This window comes from Maritimibacter dapengensis (genome assembly GCF_019218265.1).
In the GTDB taxonomy this organism is placed as follows: domain Bacteria; phylum Pseudomonadota; class Alphaproteobacteria; order Rhodobacterales; family Rhodobacteraceae; genus Maritimibacter; species Maritimibacter dapengensis.
Map to the genome: position 1 here is coordinate 565,494 of NZ_JAHUZE010000003.1, position 17,169 is coordinate 582,662.

The following is a 17,169-nucleotide window of genomic DNA, read 5'->3' on the forward strand; positions in this document are numbered from 1 at the left end:
AATTTCTTTTTTAAATCAGGGGGTTACGATTTAGGCTCGACACAAGATATTGTGGACGGGCTTGAAAGATCGCCTATGGTGTGGGGTCACACCAAGATTTTGAAGCGCCGAAACGTGGCTTTTTGACGGATATCCCGCGTTGCTGTCCCATCCGTAGCCAGGGTGCTGTTGCGCCAAATCCACCATGATCCGATCGCGGGTCACTTTGGCAACAATCGACGCGGCTGCGATGGAGAGTGATTTGCCGTCTCCCTTGATCACGGCCTCTGCCGAAAGGGGGCAATTTTGCGGGATCATGTTGCCGTCGATGAGCAGGTGATCGGGCGCCACGGGCAGGGCCGCGACCGCCCGAAGCATGGCGATATGTGCAGCGCGCAGGATGTTGTGCTCGTCGATTTCCGCAACCGTGCAATGGGCGATGCCGACCTGTGCGCTCGCCATGATCACGTCATAGGCCGCGTCGCGCCGTTTGGCCGTGAGCTTTTTCGAGTCGTTCAGACCGTCGGGGATGTTTTCGGGATCGAGGATCACCGCGGCGGCGGTCACGGGGCCTGCAATCGGCCCGCGCCCGACTTCGTCAACGCCGGCGATATAGACAAGGCCACGGGTATGGGCGGCGCGTTCGATGTCGAAATCAGGTTGGGTCATGGCCCTGATTTGCCGATCCTTTGCGCAGGGTCAAGGCGATGCGGGTTCCGATATGGCGAGATACCGACATGAGCGAGATCGAGATCATACCGGGGCAAGGCCCGGACCCTCGCGGTGTGCTGGTCATCCATTCGTGGTGGGGCCTGACGGACGCCTTCCGGGACTACGGCGCGGCATTGGCCGAAGCCGGGTTTACCGTGGGGCTTGCGGACCTCTATGGCGGCCACATCGCCCGGACGGAAGCCGAGGTCGCACGCTTGCGCCGAGCGCCTCGCAAGGTGCCGATGTATCGCACACTTCTCGCCGGTCTGGATCGCCTGCGACAGGAGGCGGAAGGGCCGGTCGGTGTCGTCGGGTTCTCGATGGGCGGGCATTGGGCGGTGTGGCTCGGGCAACGTGCCGAGGCGGACGTGGACGCGGTGGTAATGTATTATGCCGCGCGAAGTGGGGATTTCTCGCAGGTGCGGGCCGCATGGCTTGCCCATTTTGCAGAACAGGACGATTTCGTGAAACCGACGGCGCGGCGGGCGATGGTTCGCGGGATTGAGCATCGCGGGTTGTCTGTGGTGACACATGATTATCCTGATACCGCGCATTGGTTCGCGGAGACCTCGCGCCCGGAATACGATCCCGATGCCGCGAGACTGGCGCTGGCGCGTGACATCGACTTTCTGAACGCGCGGCTGCGGCCATGAAAAAGGCGGGGGCCCGGAGGCCTCCCGCCTGATCAGGAGCGACGTTGAAAGCTGGTTGGGTGTCGCCCCCTGCTCGAAAGGGTCAGCGGCGGTGACCGCGACCACCTGCGACCGGGAAGCCCGCGCGTTGCAGGCAGGAGCCGTCATAGAGGTTCTGACGCGTGCCACGGCTGCGGTCGATAATCGTGGTCATGCAGTAGTTCGGGAGCCGATGCGCGGCCGGATAGTGGCGATGCACGCAGCGGACACCGTAGTATGTCCGGTGCCGTCCGCCGGCCCGCACGATGCAGCCGGAGGGAACAGCCGTCCGTCTTTGGACGTGATCCCGCGGCTTGTGGCCGTGATGGCCGCCGTGTTTTGGCGGCGTGTAGACCCGGACATGACCGGACGAGTTGTTGTTCAGTTGCGCGGCGGCAATGGTGCCCAGGAGCACGGTGCCGATCGCGCCGGCGATGAAGAGTTCCTCGTTTCCGGCCTGTGCGGGTTTCGTTGCGACCGGCGAAAGCGCCAGTGAGGCGGCGAGCGCGAATGCGGTGGCCGGGCGGGCGATTGTGCGGATGAGTTTCATGTCTTGTCCTTTCGGATCGGGGTTGGAAGGGTGCGGGGCGGGGGACCTCGCGTCTTGTCATGAACCAACCCTGTCCGAGGTCCGTATCGCTAGCCAATATCGGCCCGCTGATATCCGATAGCAGATGAGAAAACCGTCTTTGCTATTGGATAGCATCGCGGAAAATCAGTAGTTTGCGGGCATGAAACACTCGATCCTCCTTCTTGCGTTCGCCCTTTCCACGGCGCTCGCCTCTCCCGCAAGCGCGGCCTGTTTCGCCGACTACAAGGCCAAACAGGACAACCCGCTGAAACTGCATTATGGTGTCATCCAATTGCCCGACAGGGTATGCGGGTCGACACAGGATGCGCGCCCTGTCGTGTCACGAAGAATCGGGGCTGACGGCTGGACATTGCTGAATGTCCTGTCGATCTTCGACCAGAACGGTCTAGAGCAGAGGAAGGCCAGTGCCGGAGAATTTTTCCTTCGCTACTGATGCGCGTGCGTCCGGTATGCGCGTCGTCGCGCTCGGGGTCGGGGCGATCGTCCTGATCCTCGCCATCGCTGCCGTGTTCCTGTTCCGAACGCTGCCGGACGCCAACGCCTTCAACGCGCGGGTGGAGCAGCTTTTTGTCGAGAACGACGCGTTGACCGGGGCGTCCGAAATCAAGCTGCTGGAGATTCTGGCGCAATCCGGCACCGCGTTTTCGGATACGTTGACGAGCTACCGGGTGGTGATCTTCGTGCTGATGCTGTTCGCCACCGCTCTGCTGGTGGCGGCGCTGGTTTTTCTCGTGGTCATCATCGCCCAGAACCGGCGAATGGAAGCGATCGAGCGGCAGGGGATTCGGGTCAGTTCGCTCATCATCCGGCGCGATGCGCGAACGGTCAGTCTCAACGACATGGAATTCAACCTGACCGAAGCGGCGCTGGAAACGCTCGCTGTTCTGGCCGAGGCCCGGATGGACGAAGACCTGCTGACGGGCGCCGAACTCGAGGCGGTGATCTCGGGCCGCGATGCCTCGGATTGCGAAGAGGCTGCGGGCGCCACCCGGATCAAACGGTTGCGCGACTCGCTCGGCAATCAGATGATGGCCGAGCTGCTGGTCAAAACGGTGGCGCGGCGTGGCTATATGCTCGCCATCGACAAGGCCGTCATCCGAATGGAATGACCTTCATTCGTCCAGAAACGCCCTGATCGCCGCGACTGCCGCGTCGGGTTGGTCATGGATCACGTCGTGCCCTGCATCTTTGATCACGTCGAGCCGCGCATTCGCGAAACTCTCGGCATGTTGGGCCTGCAATTCCGGCCCGATCCAGGTGTCGCAGGACCCTGCCATGAACAGGACCGGACCGTCGAAACCGGCCCCCTTGGCCAGTCGTGCGAACTCCGCTTCGGGTGTATTTTGCGCCGTGCGCGAGGCCAGAGCACCGAACCGCCAGGCCGGCGCGTCAAAAGCCTGGCCCGGACAGTGGTAGGGGTTGTCGGGATGGTTGGCGAAGCCGTGGACCATCTCGCCCATCAGGTAGTCGTTCGACGCATCCTCGTCTCCATCGACATGCATCGCCTCGAACCCGGTTACGACGGCATCCCACAAAAAGCCCGGGCCGGACATGAAGGTGCGCGATTCCTCCATCCAATCGTTGGCTTCGTCCGCGTTCAGAAACCCCGGCTCGATCAGAACGGCGCGGTGCACCTTGTCGGGATGTTCGCCGAGATAGGCCGAGGCTAGCATCGCCCCCCAGCTATGGCCGATGAGCGTGACGGCCCGGCCCGGCGAGGCGTGGTCGATGACGGCATCCAGTTCGTCGAGATAACCGTCCAGCGTCAGCGCCTCGGCTTCGACGCGTTCCGAAAGGCCTGCGCCGCGCTGGTCGTAGAAGACGACGCGATACTGGTCGCCCAGATCCGCGAGCGGGAGGAGCGAGCGGAAGTCGCCGCCCGGTCCGCCGTGCAGTACGATGATCGTGGGCGCGTCGGGCTCACCGGTCTCGCGCATGTGAAGCGCATGGCCGAGGATTTCCGTGGACGGCAGGTCCGGGTCGTCGACGACCGTCGCCTGCACCTCGTATTCGCCGATCGTGGTGGCGAAGAGGATCATCCCCGCCAAAAGAAGCGCCCCGATCATCGCGCCGATTCCGAAAAGTGCCAGTTTGAAAACGTGCATTGCGATGTCCTCCTCAGAACGAAGTGCGTGCAGGGCGCGCCAGCGACAGCGCGACCCAGCCGAACCACAGGATATAACCAAGTCCGAAAACGGCGCCCGGAGTCTCGCCAAGCATGGGAAACAATGTTGCCAGCCCGGACAGACCGATCACGAGCGACACCCAGCCCAGGGCACGGGGCAGTCGGCGGGAAATGAGCGCGGCGAGGCCGATAAGGATGGCCCAGATGCCCCCGGCGATTTCATTGCCGCCGCCAAGACCGAGTTCGACGGTATGCAGGACTTCCCACAAATTCGCCGCACCTTCGGGGTCGGTGGCGTAACGCCTCAGAGCGGCCTCAAGTCCGACATTGGCGACCATGCCGGCCCCTGTCACGAGGGTCGCCCAAAGCAAACCGATTGCAAGGATGGATTGTGCAAGGCCGGGAAGGTGCGCGCGGAACCGAGCCGCGAGCGTGGTCGCGAGGAAGGCGAGTGCCAGGCCGTTCACCACGTAAATCGCAAGGTTCCAGATCGCCACGAGGGCGAAGTGGTCCGATGCGAATGCCAGCACGGTGGCCGCGTCGATATCGTCCGAACCGTAACCGGCCGGTGCAAGCACGGTCACAAGCATGGCGAAGCCGAATAGATATGTGCCCGCGCAGATGATCGCTGCGATCGAGCCGATGTGTCTTTGTTCCAACATTTCAAGGTCTCCTGTTTCTCGGAGCCTGAGTAGAACGAGGTGCCGGATCGAAACATGACCGGCTGTCCCACAACGTTGTCCGCTCGTGCCAAATGTAGTTAACATGCGCTCATTAATGAGGGGCGCCATGAAACATCCCACGGTATCGGCCGGTATTGCCCGGTCTATGATCGACTACGCCGAGACGCGTGGTATTCCGCGCGCGCGAATGTTCGAGGCAGTCGGGCTCGTCGAGGCGGACCTGTCCGATCAGGACGCGCGTGTCGCGCTCGCCACCTATCGCGAGATCATCGAGGTCGCCAAGCGCGGGACCGGAGACGGGGCGTTCGTGTTGAACCATGCGATCGACACCGAGTTGTCGGACATGTCGGTCGTGGGGCTGATCGTGCATTCCTCGGCCTCCATGGCCGATGCGATGACGGAGTTGAACCGATATGCCCGACTGATGGTCGAAGTCGACGTGATGGAAGGCGGCGAGCGGTTCACCGTTCAACCGGACGAGAGCGGTGTGTGGATCGTCGACAACCGCCCGGACCCCAATGCGTTCCCCGAGCTTTCGGAAGCGGCCTTTGCGCGGTTCGAGAGCGAGTTTCGTCGCGAGTTCCCGGATCGGCCCTTTGCCCGTGCCATCGAAGTGACTCACGACGCGCCGGCCTATGCAGAGGCCTACGAACGCATCCTGCGCTGCCCGGTGACATTCGGTGCCACACGCAACGCACTTTGCATCGCGCCGGAATGGTTGACGCAGGAGTTCGATGCGTATTCTGGTTATGTATTCGGTATCTTCGCGGACAAGGCGGATGCGCTTCTGGCCGAGCTTGAGGCGTCCGACAGCCTGATTGCGCGGATCGAAGGCTGGGCGCTTCCGAACCTGCACCGAGGCGCGCTCGATGCGGAAACGGCGGCCCGTGACATGGGCATGAGCCGACAGACGCTCTATCGCCGCTTGAAAGACGAAGACGCGACATTCGCCGGGGTGCTCGACGGGTTGCGGTTCCGCATGGCGCGTGAGTACCTTGCCGCCCGAAAGGTGTCGGTGAATGAGACCGCATATCTTGTCGGATTTTCCGAGGCTTCGTCCTTCGTGCGGGCGTTCAAGCGGTGGTCGGGCCAGACGCCGAGCGCGTTTCGGGCAACGCCGGAAAGAGGAGACGTGGCGTGAATTGGGTGACGATAGCGGGGGTCGCATATCTGCTGTGCGCGGCAGGTGTCGTGGCTTTTCACATTGCGATGCTGTTCGGCGCACCGTGGGGCAATCTGACGATGGGCGGCCGTTTTCCGGGCCGCTATACCGGTGCGCGCAAGCTCGTCTCCTTGTCGCAGATCGCGATCATCGTGGCGCTGTCCGCCATGGTCGCCGGAAGCGCAGGGTTCATCGGATGGACGCCGCCGCGCTGGGCGCTCTGGCTCGCGCTTGGGATCAGCGGCCTCTCCGTGCTGGCGAACGGCGCCACACCGTCGGCCCCTGAACGGCAAATCTGGCTGCCGGTGACGTTGGTGATGTTCTTCTCGGTGTTGACCGTCGCGACCATGGGATGACTGGCGATCCCGGCAGGATTCGAACCTGCAACCTGCCCCTTAGGAGGGGGCTGCTCTATCCAGTTGAGCCACGGGACCGCGCGCGGGCTTGATGCCCGCAAGGGCGGCGCGCGTCAACTTATTCCGGGTAGGCCGCTTCGGTCGAACGCGGGCGCATCGTGTCGCCGCGTTCGATGGTCGGGGTCAGCTCGATCTTCTGCCCGCCTTTTGCCGTGTCCTCGTCCTCGACCCGCGACAGGATGATCTCGGCAGCTTTGCGACCGATCTCGTCGCGGCAGCTGTCCATCGTGGCGAGCTGTTTCGGCAGACCCTTGAGCAGTTCGACGCCGTTGAACCCGGCGAGTCCCACGTCATTCGGCACGTCGATCCCGTTCTCGAGACAATAGAGCAGGCCACCCGCGCCGATCATGTCGTTCGAGTAGTAGAGGAAATCGAGATCCGGCGACCGTTTCAGCATCGCCTCGGTCATTTCGCGGCCCTTTGCGAGCGCCGATCCACCTTCGTAGAATTCCTGATCGGAGATTTCGTGGCCTGCCTTGGCGAGCGCTTCAGTGAAGCCTTCGAACCGTTTGCGGGCGCGGTGGTCGAGCGGCATCTTGGTGCCGAGGAACCCGATCTTGCGATATCCTTTGCGGATGATCGCCTCGGCCATCATGCGGCCCGCTCGGCGGTGCGAAATGCCTACGGCGTTGTCGATCGGGGTGCCATCCGTGTCCATGATCTCGACCACCGGGATACCGGCACCGCGCAGCATCGCCTTGGACGCATCGGAATGTTCGATCCCCGCGATGATCACGCCGGAGGGACGCCATGACAGCATCTCGTAGAGCACTTTCTCTTCGCGGTCGGTCTTGTAGTTCGTGACGCCGACGACCGGCTGGAGCGGCGTGTCTTCGAGCACGTCGGAGATGGCCGACATCACCTCGGGGAACACCATGTTGGACAGGGACGGGATGATGACCGCGACGAGGTTCACCCGCTGGCTGGCAAGCGCGCCGGCGATCTTGTTCGGAACGTAACCAAGCTCTTTCGCGGCCTCGAGCACCTTGTCCCGCGTTGCGGCGGAAACGTCGCCGCGATTGCGCAGAACGCGGCTCACGGTCATTTCGCTGACGCCGGATGCCTCAGACACGTCGCGCAGGGTAAGGGGGCGTTTGGGAAGGTCGGTCATGAACGTGGCCTCTGGAAGTTTGGGCCATGTTACCGCTGACTTGGCTTTCCGCAAAGCCCTTATTCCATGTATGTTACCGGCGTTGTATTCCGCTAACACCCACGCGGTCAGGCGAGGTTCTGGATCAACCCGGATTGCACGTGACGACCGCCTGCCACGACCCCCCGCACCTGCGGTGTCGGGTTGTTGAAACGAAGCGGTGCCCCAGTTCTGTCCGTCGCGGCTCCGCCGGCTTCTGTCACCAGCAGCGTGCCGGCGGCCACGTCCCATTCCCATGTCGGGCGCAGCGTGAGCATCGCATCCTTGCGCCCTTCCGCGGTCAGGGCCATTCGGTAGGCGAGGGACGAGCGGAATTGCCGCTTGAGCTCTGGCGGTGTGCCTTCGTGCCAGTGTTCCGGGTCCATCGCCGGGCGGGCCGCAAGCACTTCTGCGCCGGTCACATCCACGCGGTCGGAGGCGGTGATTGGCAGGTTGTTCAGCGTGGCGCCTTCGCCGCGTCCGGCAAGATAGAGCTTGTCATGGATCGGGAGATAGACCGCCGCCGCGATGACGTCGCCGTCTTCCGCGACGGCGAGCGAGTGGGACCACGTCGGGTTGCCTTCGATGAAAGCGCGGGTCCCGTCGATCGGATCGACGATGAACACCCGCGTCGCGGACAGGCGCGACGGCGCGTCCGGCGTTTCCTCGGACAGCCAGCCGTAGTCCGGCCGCGCGGCGCCAAGGGTTTCGCGCAGCATCGTATCGACCTCGAGGTCGGCCTCGGTCACCGGCCCCTGGCTTCCGGGTTTGTCCCAGGCCTTGAGGTCGCGTTTGAAGTATCGCGTCGCGATCTTGCCAGCAGCGCGGGCCGCCTCCGCCAGCAATGCGATGTCAGCTTCCGGCAAGGGTCATCCCTTCGATCAGGAGCGAGGGGACCTGGCGTGACTTGTGCGGCTCGGCGTCATTGGCCGGGATCAGACGGGCGAACATATCCATCAGGTTGCTCGCAACCGTGCATTCGTTGACCGGGTAGGTGATTTCGCCGTTTTCGACCCAGAACCCGGATGCGCCACGGGAATAATCGCCCGTATTCGGGTTCACGGTCGACCCGATAAGCCCGGTGATCAAAAGCCCGGTGCCCATCTGCGCGATCAGGTCTTCGCGCGTGGCCTCGCCCGGCGTGAGCGTAACGTTCGAGACGCCTGGAGAGGGCGGGGCGGAGGTGCCGCGCCCCGCGTTTGCGGTGCTTTGCAGACCGAGTTTGCGGGCGGTGGCGAGGTCGAGCGTCCAGCCCGTCAGCACGCCGTCCCGGATGATATCGCGGTTGCCGGTGGGAAGCCCCTCGCCATCGAAGGGGCGAGACCCGGTGGCGCGCGCGCGACGCGGGTCTTCGGTCAACGACAGATGCGCGGGCAGGATGACTTCGCCCAGCTTGTCGCGCAGGAAAGACGAGCCGCGCACGATGGACGAGCCGTTCACGGCCTGAAGCAGGTGGCCGATGATCGAAGCTGACACGCGTTCGTCGAAGATCACCGGGTAGGTGCCCGTGGGCGGCTGTTTCGCACCCTGACGCGCCGCCGCGCGTTCGCCCGCGATACGCCCGATCTCTTCCGCCGAAGGCAGGTCGCTCTGCCAGATGCGGCTTTCGCCGTTGAACTCGCGCTCCATCGAAGCGCCGGTGCCGGAAATCGCCGCCAACGACACCGCGCGGGTCGTGCGCCCGTAGCCGCCGGAAAAGCCGTTGGACGTGGCGATATGTATGTCGGTGCGGCCGTAGCCCGAGGATGTCGCTTGCACCTGGCTCACGCCGTCCACGGCAAGAGCCGCTTCTTCGGCGATCCGCGCATCTGCTTCGAGCGCGTCCGGGGCGGGCTCGTCAGAGGGGTCGGCGATCTCGAGGCTCTCGACGTCCCAGTCCCGCGCGAACTGGCTTGGGTCGGCAAGCCCGATGGTCGGGTCTTCGGGCGCTTCGCGGGCCATGGCGACAGCGCGCTCGGCCATCTCTTTGATCGTATGATCCGCCGTGTCGGATGCCGACACGTTGGCCTGCCGGTTTCCGATCATGACGCGCAAGCCGATGTCGACGCCTTCGGACCGTTCGGCCTGCTCCAGCGTGCCCTTGAGCACATCGATGGACAACGAGGTTCCAGCGACCGCCATGGCGTCGGCGTCGTCCGCGCCCGCACGTTTCGCAGCTGCGAGCAGCTTTTCGGTGAGCTTTTCGAGATTTGCCTGCATGATCGCCCCTGATTAGATGATCTCCACGTAAACGCCGACGCCGCGTCCCGCAAGTGCGCGGGGTAGCGGGCGGGCTTGGCTTGGGTTAGCCATGGGCGTGAGATCAGGAGGTCCGATATGGATATGAGCGGTAAGACCGTCGTAATAACCGGCGCGAGCCGGGGGATCGGAGAAGCGGCGGCCAGGGTGTTTGCCGACGCAGGCGCGAATGTAGCACTGCTCGCCCGGTCGGGCGATGCGTTGTCCGACCTCGCCGATGCGATTGGCGAAAACGCGATGGCGCTGGAATGCGATGTATCCAGATTCGAAAGTGTGCAGGAGGCCGTGGACGAGGCGGCAAGCCGGTTTGGAAGCGTCGACGTGCTCATCAACAACGCGGGTGTCATCGAACCTATCGCGCGGTTGGCGGATAGCGAGCCGGACGATTGGGGGCGCGCCATCGACGTCAATCTGAAGGGTGTCTATCACGGCATGCGCGCGGTGCTCCCGATGATGTTGAAAAAAGGTGAGGGAACGGTGCTCACCATTTCGTCCGGTGCGGCGCACGGGGCGCTCGAAGGCTGGAGCCATTACTGCGCGTCCAAGGCTGCGGTCCACATGATGACCAAGGCGCTTCACAAGGAAGAAGCGGGGCACGGCATCCGCGCCATCGGCCTGTCGCCGGGCACGGTCGCGACCGAGATGCAGCGCGAGATCAAGGCGTCGGGCGTGAACCCGGTGAGCCAACTCGACTGGTCCGACCACATTCCCGCGGAGTGGCCCGCGAAATGCCTGCTCTGGCTCTGCGGACCGGACGGCGATGCGTGGCTCGGGCAGGAGGTCTCATTGCGCGACGAGGACGTGCGACGCTCTGTGGGGTTGATCGAATGATCCGCTTCGAGCGGGGCGACGGGCTTTGGATCGCCACGATTGTGCGACCCGACAAGGCCAATTCGCTGACCGGCGAAATGCTCAAACAACTGGCCGATTTCGCCGGGGAGGCTGCGGGCGCGGCGCGCGCCATGGTCCTGACCGGCGAGGGGAAGGTATTTTCCGCTGGGGCCGATCTGGACGAAGCGCGTGCGGGTCTTGCCACCGATGGGGTTTGGGAGCGGCTGTCGGGTGCAATCGCGGACGCGCCGATTCTTACGATTGCCGCGCTGAACGGCACGCTTGCAGGCGGCGCCATGGGAATGGCTCTTGCCTGTGATCTGCGGATCGCCACACCCGGTGCCAAGTTTTTCTATCCGGTCATGAAGCTCGGTTTTCTGCCCCAGCCTTCCGATCCGAAGCGTCTGGCCGATCTTGTCGGCCCCGCCCGCGCCAAGATGATCCTGATGGCCGGGCAGAAGATCGAAGCGGATGAGGCATTGTCGTGGGGATTGATCGACCGGATCGTGGAGGGCGACGTGCTTGCCGCCGCGCGAGACCTGGCGGAAGATTCGCTGAACGCGACGCCGGAGCATGTCGCGGGGATCAAGAGCCTGTTCTGAGGGGGCGGGGCAAAGATCTGCCCGCCCGGGACAAGCGCACATCGCCAATATCAGCGACCTGTGCGGCGCTTGCCCTCGCTTCTCGACAGGAAATCCGTCGGCCGTTTGGCGACCCAGCGGGCGAACTTGGCGATTCTTGGATGCGAGAGAAGCGCTTCGGGCGTGTTGAAGACCCGCGCAAGCTCCGCTTCCGACAAAGTGGCGTGGATTTCCTTGTGACAGATGTGATGCAGGAGAACCGTCTCACCGCCTTTCCCGCCCTTGAGCCTTGGGATCAGGTGGTGACGCGACTGGGGCACGTCCGGCGGGATCGGTCGACCGCAGATCGGGCAGATCGGATCGGTTGTGTCGGCTGTGCTTCCCATGCAGAAGACATGGGATGAAAAGCGAACACGTTCAATCTCTGGTGATCGGTGCAGGCCCGGCAGGGTTGATGGCGGCCTCGGGACTCCTGCGGGCCGGACGGCAGGTCGTGCTGGTCGAAGCCAAGCCGAGCGTCGCGCGGAAATTCCTCATGGCGGGCAAGAGCGGGCTGAACCTGACCAAGGACGAAGCGCCGGACCTGTTCGCGACCCACTTCCACGGCAGCTGCGCACCGCTCCTGCATAGGGCCGTGGCCGATTTCGGCCCTGACGCCGTCGCGCGCTGGGCCAAAGAGCTTGGACAACCTGTCTTCACAGGTTCCTCGGGCCGCGTCTTTCCCGAAAGCATGAAAGCCTCGCCACTCCTGCGCGCATGGATGCAGGGCCTCGCGTCCGTCGACCTTCGGACCAGATGGCGCTGGGTCGCGCTGGAAGGCGATGAATGGCGGTTCGAAACACCGCAAGGCCCGCGCGGGCTCGACGCCGAAACCGTCATCCTCGCGCTGGGTGGCGCGAGCTGGCCCCGGCTCGGGTCCGACGCCGCATGGGTGCCAATACTTTCCGCGCGAGGCGTCGATATCACGCCGTTCGCGCCGGCCAATGCGGGCCTCTCGGTCGATTGGACCGAACATATGCGCAAGCATTTCGGAACCCCGGTCAAGGCGGCGCGCCTGACGGCTGGGGACATGTCCCTGCGGGGAGAATTCGTGATCTCGTCACGGGGCCTCGAAGGGTCGGCGATTTATTCGGTCTCGCGTCCTGTACGTGAGGGGGCGGATCTCTTCCTCGACCTTTGCCCGGACCTCACGGAAGACGAGGTCGCGCGTCGTCTTGCGCGGCCGCGCGGAAAAGCCAGCCTCACGAACCACCTGCGCAAAACGCTGAGACTCGATCCGGCGCGAATCGCGCTGCTCATGGAGTTCGGCGGGGCCGACCGGAACGCCCTCGCTTCGCGCGTCAAATCGCTCCCCGTGGCCCATCAGGGCCTACGTCCGATCGGCGAGGCAATTTCCTCGGCGGGCGGAATATCGGCGGAGGCGCTGGAAGGCTTCCGGCTTCGGGCGATCCCGAACACCTTCGCAGCGGGCGAAATGCTGGACTGGGAAGCCCCGACGGGCGGCTACCTTATCACAGGCTGTCTCGCGACAGGTCGTGCGGCAGGGAGACAAGCCCTGTCCTCCGTATTTCCGGTCTGAAAATATCCCCGCCGGAGGCACAGCGCACGGTCTGGCTTCAAGCCAGACCTTGCAAGACCTGCGCGGGCTTCAGCCCGCACCTTTCGCGGCATCGTTCAGCTTCCGAAACGCGGGGCGCGCGCGCATCCGTTTGCCGTAGGCCACCACCTTCTCGTTTTCGACCGGGTATTTCGCGCCGAAGGCCCAGTTCAGGCAATGCGCGGCAAGGATGTCGGGCACGGTGATTTCGTCGCCCATGAGGTAATCCTTGTCGCCCAGCGCGGCCGCGAGGTGATCCACGGATTTCCCGAACTCCCATTTGAGCGGGCGGCGGATGTCGGGCATCCGCTGATCCTCGGGCAACAGGAACATATGTTTGGTCCCGGTCCACAGGAGCGCGTCCATCTCGTCGTTGATCATGTGGATGAGACTGTCCTGCCGCGCGCGCTCGAGGCTGCCTGCGGGGAAGGTGAACCTTTTGTGGCGGTCTGCGAGGAATTGCAGGATCGCCGCGGAATCCGTGATCGGTTCGCCGTCCACCAGCAGGACCGGCACCTTTCCTGAGGGGTTATGCGCCGTCGCGGTCTCCTCGTGCGGGTTGGTGACGAGCAGCTCGTATGGCTGGTCCAGTTCCTCGAGCATCCAGACCACGCGGAACGCGCGGTTGGAGAGCTTGCCGATGACTTGATACATGAATGATCCTCCCAGCTTGCAGGGAGGCACGGGAGCAGGGGTCACTTCAAGGGTGACGTCACGCGCGTTGCGCGATGAAGGCCAGGCGGATCAGCGTGCGCTCCATCAGTGCCATCTGCGGCGCTTTCGATGCCGAGCGCAGCGTCAGGTCGGCCTCCACGATCATGTCGAGCGCGCTTTCCAGCCGGTGCATCCCCCATCGCTGCGCCTGTCGCACCATCCGGTCGCGAGATTTGAAATGCACCGGCGGGCGCATGCGGAATATCCCCTTGTTCGGCCCCTCGGGGTCCGACGCGGCGGCGTGGAGCGTGCGGAAATGGCGGGTCGTCGCGATGGCGAGCGCCGTGGGGTTTACGCCCTGCGCTTCGAGCCGGGCCAGAAGCGGGCCGAGTTCCGGCGCGCGGCCTTCTGCGGTTGCGTGAAGCAGGTCGTCCAGCACGGCCTCGGTCGAGGCGGGCGCGCAGGCTTCGACATCGGCAGGCGTGACAATGGTCTGATCGTTCAGCTTGTAGAGCGACAGCTTTTCGACCGTTTGTCGGAAATCGCCGGGGTCGAGCGCGCGTGCCAGCCCTTCGAGATCGCGCATCGCTTCACCGTCGATATTGGCGAGCCCGGATTTCATGAGCTCTTCCTGTATTTCGGCGCGGCTCGGCGGATCGTCGTAAATCCCAGCAGCATAGGCGTTGGGGTGCTTTTCGAAATACTTGCGAAGCTTGCCGGTCGGTTTGAGGTTTCCCGCCGTGACGACCACATGCGCGTCGCCCACGGACCATTCGTCCAGCGCTGGCGTGATCTTGTCGGCCAGCGCGTCGGTCGCATCCTCGAGAAACACTGCGCGTGGGCCGGGGAAAAAGCCTTGCGCCTTGATCGCATCCGAGAGTGCGGCCGGGTCGCCGCGCAGGTCGCCGGCGGGCATCCGGGTCAGGCGCATTTCCTCCTCGGCACTTGGGCCGAGCAGGTTCTCGATCAATTGCTGCCGCTTCAACGCAACGCGCATCGTGTCTGTGCCGAAGATCAGCGTCCCGAGCTTGTCGGGCGCCGGTTTGGCGAAATGACGGTTGGCTTCGGCGGTCTTGAGCTTCATGAGGCGAGTGTGCCGTCAGGCGACGACATTCACAATCCGCCCCGGCACCACGATCACCTTTTTCGGTGCAGCCCCGTCGAGCGCACGTTGCACGCCCTCAGTGGCGAGCGCGAGCTTTTCGACCTCGGCCTTGTCCATGTCCTTCGGCACCGAAATCTCGTCGCGCCGCTTGCCGTTGACCTGGATCGGCAGCGTCACGCTGTCTTCCACAAGCATGGCCGGGTCCACTTCGGGCCAGTCGGCTTCGGCGATGAGTCCTTCGCCGCCCAGCATCGTCCAGACTTCTTCGGCGAGATGCGGGGTCATCGGCGACATGAGCTGTGCCATGACACGCATCGCGGCCTTACGGGTCTCGGCGCTGGCCTTGGCCTTGGCGAGCGTGTTGGTGAAGGCATAGAGCTTGGCGATGGAGGTGTTGAAGGCGAAGCCCTCGATCCCGTCCGTCACCGCCTGAATGGTCTTGTGCATGTCACGCAGGAGCGCTTCGTCGTCTGTCCCGGTGTCGGCTCCGTCGGCAATCTCGGCGGCGAGTCGGAAAACACGTGCGAGGTGTTTCGATGCGCCTTCCGCGCCCGAGGCGGTCCATTCCACGTCCCGTTCGGGGGGCGAGTCGGACATGACGAACCAGCGGGCGGTGTCCGCGCCGTATTGGTCGATGATCGCCAGCGGGTCGACGACGTTGTTTTTCGACTTCGACATCTTGGCCGAAGGGATCACCTCAATTGGGTTATCTCTATCTCGGGTCCAAAAATCTTTAAGGTTATCAGAATCGTTAGGATCGCGACCTGTCGCCTCAAAACTTTCTTTATGGACGGCCTTGAGGACGCCTCCGTCATTAAACTCGATAACTTGGCTCGGGTAGAAGTACTGGCGCAATCTAGCAAACTGACTTTCAAGTTTTTCGTCAGATTCTGGACCGCTTCCATAAACGGGACGAAGACGGCGCTCATCTATCTTGTAAATCGCGTGCGTCACCATGCCCTGCGTGAAGAGCGCGTTGAACGGCTCTTTCGACTTCTCGGGCAGGTGGCCGCAGATGTGCATCGCGCGGGCGAAGAAGCGGGAATAGAGCAGGTGCAGGATCGCGTGCTCGATGCCGCCGATATATTGATCGACATTCATCCAGTAGTCCGCATCCTCGGCCACGGTCGGCGTCGTCGCCCGCGGCGCGGTGAAGCGGGCGAAGTACCACGAGCTGTCCACGAAGGTGTCCATCGTGTCGGTTTCGCGCTTCGCGGGCTTGCCGCAGGAGGGGCAGGCGCAGTCGCGCCATGTCGGGTGACGGTCGAGCGGGTTGCCGGGGGTGTCGAAGGTTACATCGTAGGGTAGTTCGACCGGCAGATTCTCTTTCTTCTCCGGTACAACGCCGCAAGCGTCGCAATGGACGACCGGAATCGGGCAGCCCCAATAGCGCTGGCGGGACAGGCCCCAGTCGCGCAGGCGGTATTTCACTTGACCGCGGCCTTTGCCCTTGGCTTCGAACCAATCAATTGTCTTGTCGATCGCGTCTTGGGACGTGGTTTCGCCAAGCCCGGCAAAGTGGTCTACGAAAACAACGGTCTCGGTCTTGTCCGGCACGAGGGCCTCATTGCCCACGTCCGTCTCGTCGCCGGGCATATGGAATGCGTTGCGCACGGGCAGATCATATTTGCGCGCGAAATCGAGGTCGCGCTGGTCGTGCGCCGGACAACCAAAGACCGCGCCGGTGCCGTAGTCCATGAGAACGAAGTTCCCGACCCAGACGGGCAGGTCACGATCCTCGGCCGGGTGCCGCACGGTGAGACCGGTGTCGAACCCGCGTTTCTCGGCCTTTTCCAGGGCTTCTTCCGTGGTGCCGCCTTTGCGACACTCGGCGTTGAAGGCGGCAAGCTGTGCGTTGTCCGCTTCGAGCGCCTTCGACAGAGGGTGATCCGGGGAAATGGCGATAAAGCTTGCGCCATGCATCGTGTCGGGGCGCGTGGAGTAACAGGTGATCTGTTCGATGCCCTGCGTCGGCGCGGTCAGGTCGAAGTCGATTTCGATCCCACGCGATTTCCCGATCCAGTTGGCCTGCATAAGGCGCACCTTTTCGGGCCAGTCCTTCAACCCGTCCAGCGCGTCCAGCAGCTCTTCGGAGTAATCCGAGATCTTGAAGAACCATTGCGTAAGCTCGCGGCGCTCAACTTCGGCCCCCGAGCGCCAGCCTTTGTCGTCGATCACCTGCTCGTTGGCGAGCACGGTCATGTCGACCGGGTCCCAGTTCACCACGGCGTTCTTGCGGTAGACGAGATCTTTCTCGAGGAAGTCGATGAACAGCGCCTGCTGCTGACCGTAATATTCCGGGTCGCAGGTGGCGAATTCGCGGGTCCAGTCGAGCGACCAGCCCATCGGCTTCATCTGTTCTTTCATTTCCGAGATGTTGGCGTAGGTCCAATCCTTCGGATGACCGCCCGTCGCCATCGCCGCGTTTTCGGCGGGCATCCCGAAGGCGTCCCATCCCATCGGGTGCAGGACCGAGAAACCCTGCGCCTTCTTATACCGCGCCACCACGTCGCCCATCGTGTAGTTGCGCACGTGGCCGATATGGATGCGGCCCGACGGGTAGGGAAACATCTCGAGCACGTAGTATTTCGGCTTCGAGGGATCGCGGGTCGCGGCGAAGCTCCCGGCCTCGTCCCAGGCCTTTTGCCACTTCGGTTCGATGCTGCGCGCGTCGTAGCGGGACATGGTCGGTTCC

The 17,169-nt window shown here is 63.6% G+C and carries 19 protein-coding genes and 1 tRNA gene; 8 read left to right on the top strand and 12 right to left on the bottom strand.

The window, feature by feature from the left end:
• Positions 1 to 30: 30 nt before the first annotated feature.
• Positions 31 to 648, bottom strand: coding sequence for a ribonuclease HII (locus KJP28_RS14955; RefSeq protein ID WP_218393414.1), 618 nt, complete (start codon positions 646 to 648; stop codon positions 31 to 33).
• Between the two features lie 68 nt (positions 649 to 716).
• Here KJP28_RS14955 and KJP28_RS14960 point away from each other — a divergent pair, with 68 nt between their 5' ends.
• On the top strand, positions 717 to 1,343 hold the full coding sequence (locus KJP28_RS14960; protein WP_218393415.1) for a dienelactone hydrolase family protein: 627 nt from the start codon (positions 717 to 719) through the stop codon (positions 1,341 to 1,343).
• 82 nt (positions 1,344 to 1,425) lie between these two features.
• On the opposite strand, the gene KJP28_RS14965 is transcribed toward KJP28_RS14960, so the two are convergent.
• Positions 1,426 to 1,911 carry a hypothetical protein gene (locus tag KJP28_RS14965; RefSeq protein WP_218393416.1) on the bottom strand — a complete coding sequence of 162 codons (486 nt, stop codon included), beginning with the start codon at positions 1,909 to 1,911 and terminating at the stop codon, positions 1,426 to 1,428.
• A gap of 181 nt (positions 1,912 to 2,092) precedes the next feature.
• Here KJP28_RS14965 and KJP28_RS14970 point away from each other — a divergent pair, with 181 nt between their 5' ends.
• The gene (locus KJP28_RS14970) at positions 2,093 to 2,386 is read left to right on the top strand and encodes a hypothetical protein (protein ID WP_218393417.1); all 294 of its coding nucleotides are present in this window, start codon (positions 2,093 to 2,095) and stop codon (positions 2,384 to 2,386) included.
• A gap of 16 nt (positions 2,387 to 2,402) precedes the next feature.
• On the top strand, positions 2,403 to 3,062 hold the full coding sequence (locus KJP28_RS14975) for a winged helix-turn-helix domain-containing protein (RefSeq protein WP_255552428.1): 660 nt from the start codon (positions 2,403 to 2,405) through the stop codon (positions 3,060 to 3,062).
• Between the two features lie 3 nt (positions 3,063 to 3,065).
• On the opposite strand, the gene KJP28_RS14980 is transcribed toward KJP28_RS14975, so the two are convergent.
• Positions 3,066 to 4,058 carry an alpha/beta fold hydrolase gene (locus KJP28_RS14980; RefSeq protein ID WP_218393419.1) on the bottom strand — a complete coding sequence of 331 codons (993 nt, stop codon included), beginning with the start codon at positions 4,056 to 4,058 and terminating at the stop codon, positions 3,066 to 3,068.
• 13 nt (positions 4,059 to 4,071) lie between these two features.
• A complete protein-coding gene (locus KJP28_RS14985; protein WP_218393420.1) occupies positions 4,072 to 4,740 on the bottom strand; it encodes a DUF4386 family protein in 669 nt (222 codons plus the stop codon).
• A gap of 127 nt (positions 4,741 to 4,867) precedes the next feature.
• Between KJP28_RS14985 and KJP28_RS14990 the strand changes: the two genes are divergently transcribed.
• A complete protein-coding gene (locus KJP28_RS14990; RefSeq protein ID WP_218393421.1) occupies positions 4,868 to 5,902 on the top strand; it encodes an AraC family transcriptional regulator in 1,035 nt (344 codons plus the stop codon).
• Positions 5,899 to 6,279, top strand: a complete 381-nt coding sequence (locus KJP28_RS14995) for a hypothetical protein (protein ID WP_218393422.1) — start codon at positions 5,899 to 5,901, stop codon at positions 6,277 to 6,279. The genes KJP28_RS14990 and KJP28_RS14995 overlap by 4 nt, the downstream gene beginning before the upstream one ends.
• A 1-nt stretch (position 6,280) precedes the next feature.
• On the opposite strand, the gene KJP28_RS15000 is transcribed toward KJP28_RS14995, so the two are convergent.
• From KJP28_RS15000 to KJP28_RS15015, 4 genes are all read right to left on the bottom strand, one after another.
• Positions 6,281 to 6,357, bottom strand: a tRNA-Arg gene (locus tag KJP28_RS15000).
• 40 nt (positions 6,358 to 6,397) lie between these two features.
• Positions 6,398 to 7,450, bottom strand: coding sequence for a LacI family DNA-binding transcriptional regulator (locus KJP28_RS15005; protein ID WP_218393423.1), 1,053 nt, complete (start codon positions 7,448 to 7,450; stop codon positions 6,398 to 6,400).
• Positions 7,451 to 7,557: 107 nt separating this feature from the next.
• Complete coding sequence (locus KJP28_RS15010; RefSeq protein ID WP_218393424.1) at positions 7,558 to 8,334, bottom strand: 3'(2'),5'-bisphosphate nucleotidase CysQ; 777 nt, start codon at positions 8,332 to 8,334, stop codon at positions 7,558 to 7,560.
• Positions 8,321 to 9,667: a TldD/PmbA family protein gene (locus KJP28_RS15015; protein ID WP_218393425.1), complete on the bottom strand. Its 1,347-nt coding sequence runs from the start codon at positions 9,665 to 9,667 to the stop codon at positions 8,321 to 8,323. Before KJP28_RS15015 ends, KJP28_RS15010 begins: the two co-directional genes overlap by 14 nt.
• A gap of 117 nt (positions 9,668 to 9,784) precedes the next feature.
• Between KJP28_RS15015 and KJP28_RS15020 the strand changes: the two genes are divergently transcribed.
• Positions 9,785 to 10,537 (top strand): SDR family oxidoreductase, encoded by a 753-nt coding sequence (locus tag KJP28_RS15020; RefSeq protein ID WP_218393426.1) that lies wholly within the window; start codon positions 9,785 to 9,787, stop codon positions 10,535 to 10,537.
• Positions 10,534 to 11,139 carry an enoyl-CoA hydratase/isomerase family protein gene (locus tag KJP28_RS15025; RefSeq protein WP_218393427.1) on the top strand — a complete coding sequence of 202 codons (606 nt, stop codon included), beginning with the start codon at positions 10,534 to 10,536 and terminating at the stop codon, positions 11,137 to 11,139. The genes KJP28_RS15020 and KJP28_RS15025 overlap by 4 nt, the downstream gene beginning before the upstream one ends.
• Before the next feature lie 50 nt (positions 11,140 to 11,189).
• Here KJP28_RS15025 and KJP28_RS15030 read toward each other — a convergent pair whose 3' ends face one another.
• Complete coding sequence (locus tag KJP28_RS15030; protein ID WP_218393428.1) at positions 11,190 to 11,504, bottom strand: HNH endonuclease family protein; 315 nt, start codon at positions 11,502 to 11,504, stop codon at positions 11,190 to 11,192.
• Between the two features lie 14 nt (positions 11,505 to 11,518).
• Here KJP28_RS15030 and KJP28_RS15035 point away from each other — a divergent pair, with 14 nt between their 5' ends.
• Complete coding sequence (locus KJP28_RS15035) at positions 11,519 to 12,697, top strand: TIGR03862 family flavoprotein (RefSeq protein WP_218393429.1); 1,179 nt, start codon at positions 11,519 to 11,521, stop codon at positions 12,695 to 12,697.
• Between the two features lie 69 nt (positions 12,698 to 12,766).
• On the opposite strand, the gene KJP28_RS15040 is transcribed toward KJP28_RS15035, so the two are convergent.
• Genes KJP28_RS15040 through leuS form a run of 3 tightly spaced genes read right to left on the bottom strand, consistent with a single transcriptional unit; the run spans position 12,767 to position 17,159 of the window.
• Positions 12,767 to 13,369, bottom strand: a complete 603-nt coding sequence (locus KJP28_RS15040) for a glutathione S-transferase family protein (protein WP_218393430.1) — start codon at positions 13,367 to 13,369, stop codon at positions 12,767 to 12,769.
• Between the two features lie 58 nt (positions 13,370 to 13,427).
• Positions 13,428 to 14,453, bottom strand: coding sequence for a DNA polymerase III subunit delta (gene holA, locus KJP28_RS15045; protein ID WP_218393431.1), 1,026 nt, complete (start codon positions 14,451 to 14,453; stop codon positions 13,428 to 13,430).
• 15 nt (positions 14,454 to 14,468) lie between these two features.
• Positions 14,469 to 17,159 (bottom strand): leucine--tRNA ligase, encoded by a 2,691-nt coding sequence (leuS, locus tag KJP28_RS15055; protein ID WP_255552406.1) that lies wholly within the window; start codon positions 17,157 to 17,159, stop codon positions 14,469 to 14,471.
• Positions 17,160 to 17,169: the final 10 nt, after the last annotated feature.

Excerpts from the sequence above, each read along its gene's own strand:
- KJP28_RS14955 (WP_218393414.1), bottom strand. The coding sequence starts at position 648 with ATGACCCAACCTGATTTCGACATCGAACGCGCCGCCCATACCCGTGGC.
- KJP28_RS14960 (WP_218393415.1), top strand. The coding sequence starts at position 717 with ATGAGCGAGATCGAGATCATACCGGGGCAAGGCCCGGACCCTCGCGGT.
- KJP28_RS14965 (WP_218393416.1), bottom strand. The coding sequence starts at position 1,911 with ATGAAACTCATCCGCACAATCGCCCGCCCGGCCACCGCATTCGCGCTC.
- KJP28_RS14970 (WP_218393417.1), top strand. The coding sequence starts at position 2,093 with ATGAAACACTCGATCCTCCTTCTTGCGTTCGCCCTTTCCACGGCGCTC.
- KJP28_RS14975 (WP_255552428.1), top strand. The coding sequence starts at position 2,403 with ATGCGCGTCGTCGCGCTCGGGGTCGGGGCGATCGTCCTGATCCTCGCC.
- KJP28_RS14980 (WP_218393419.1), bottom strand. The coding sequence starts at position 4,058 with ATGCACGTTTTCAAACTGGCACTTTTCGGAATCGGCGCGATGATCGGG.
- KJP28_RS14985 (WP_218393420.1), bottom strand. The coding sequence starts at position 4,740 with ATGTTGGAACAAAGACACATCGGCTCGATCGCAGCGATCATCTGCGCG.
- KJP28_RS14990 (WP_218393421.1), top strand. The coding sequence starts at position 4,868 with ATGAAACATCCCACGGTATCGGCCGGTATTGCCCGGTCTATGATCGAC.
- KJP28_RS15005 (WP_218393423.1), bottom strand. The coding sequence starts at position 7,450 with ATGACCGACCTTCCCAAACGCCCCCTTACCCTGCGCGACGTGTCTGAG.
- KJP28_RS15015 (WP_218393425.1), bottom strand. The coding sequence starts at position 9,667 with ATGCAGGCAAATCTCGAAAAGCTCACCGAAAAGCTGCTCGCAGCTGCG.
- KJP28_RS15020 (WP_218393426.1), top strand. The coding sequence starts at position 9,785 with ATGGATATGAGCGGTAAGACCGTCGTAATAACCGGCGCGAGCCGGGGG.
- KJP28_RS15025 (WP_218393427.1), top strand. The coding sequence starts at position 10,534 with ATGATCCGCTTCGAGCGGGGCGACGGGCTTTGGATCGCCACGATTGTG.
- KJP28_RS15030 (WP_218393428.1), bottom strand. The coding sequence starts at position 11,504 with ATGGGAAGCACAGCCGACACAACCGATCCGATCTGCCCGATCTGCGGT.
- KJP28_RS15035 (WP_218393429.1), top strand. The coding sequence starts at position 11,519 with ATGAAAAGCGAACACGTTCAATCTCTGGTGATCGGTGCAGGCCCGGCA.
- KJP28_RS15040 (WP_218393430.1), bottom strand. The coding sequence starts at position 13,369 with ATGTATCAAGTCATCGGCAAGCTCTCCAACCGCGCGTTCCGCGTGGTC.
- holA (WP_218393431.1), bottom strand. The coding sequence starts at position 14,453 with ATGAAGCTCAAGACCGCCGAAGCCAACCGTCATTTCGCCAAACCGGCG.
- leuS (WP_255552406.1), bottom strand. The coding sequence starts at position 17,159 with ATGTCCCGCTACGACGCGCGCAGCATCGAACCGAAGTGGCAAAAGGCC.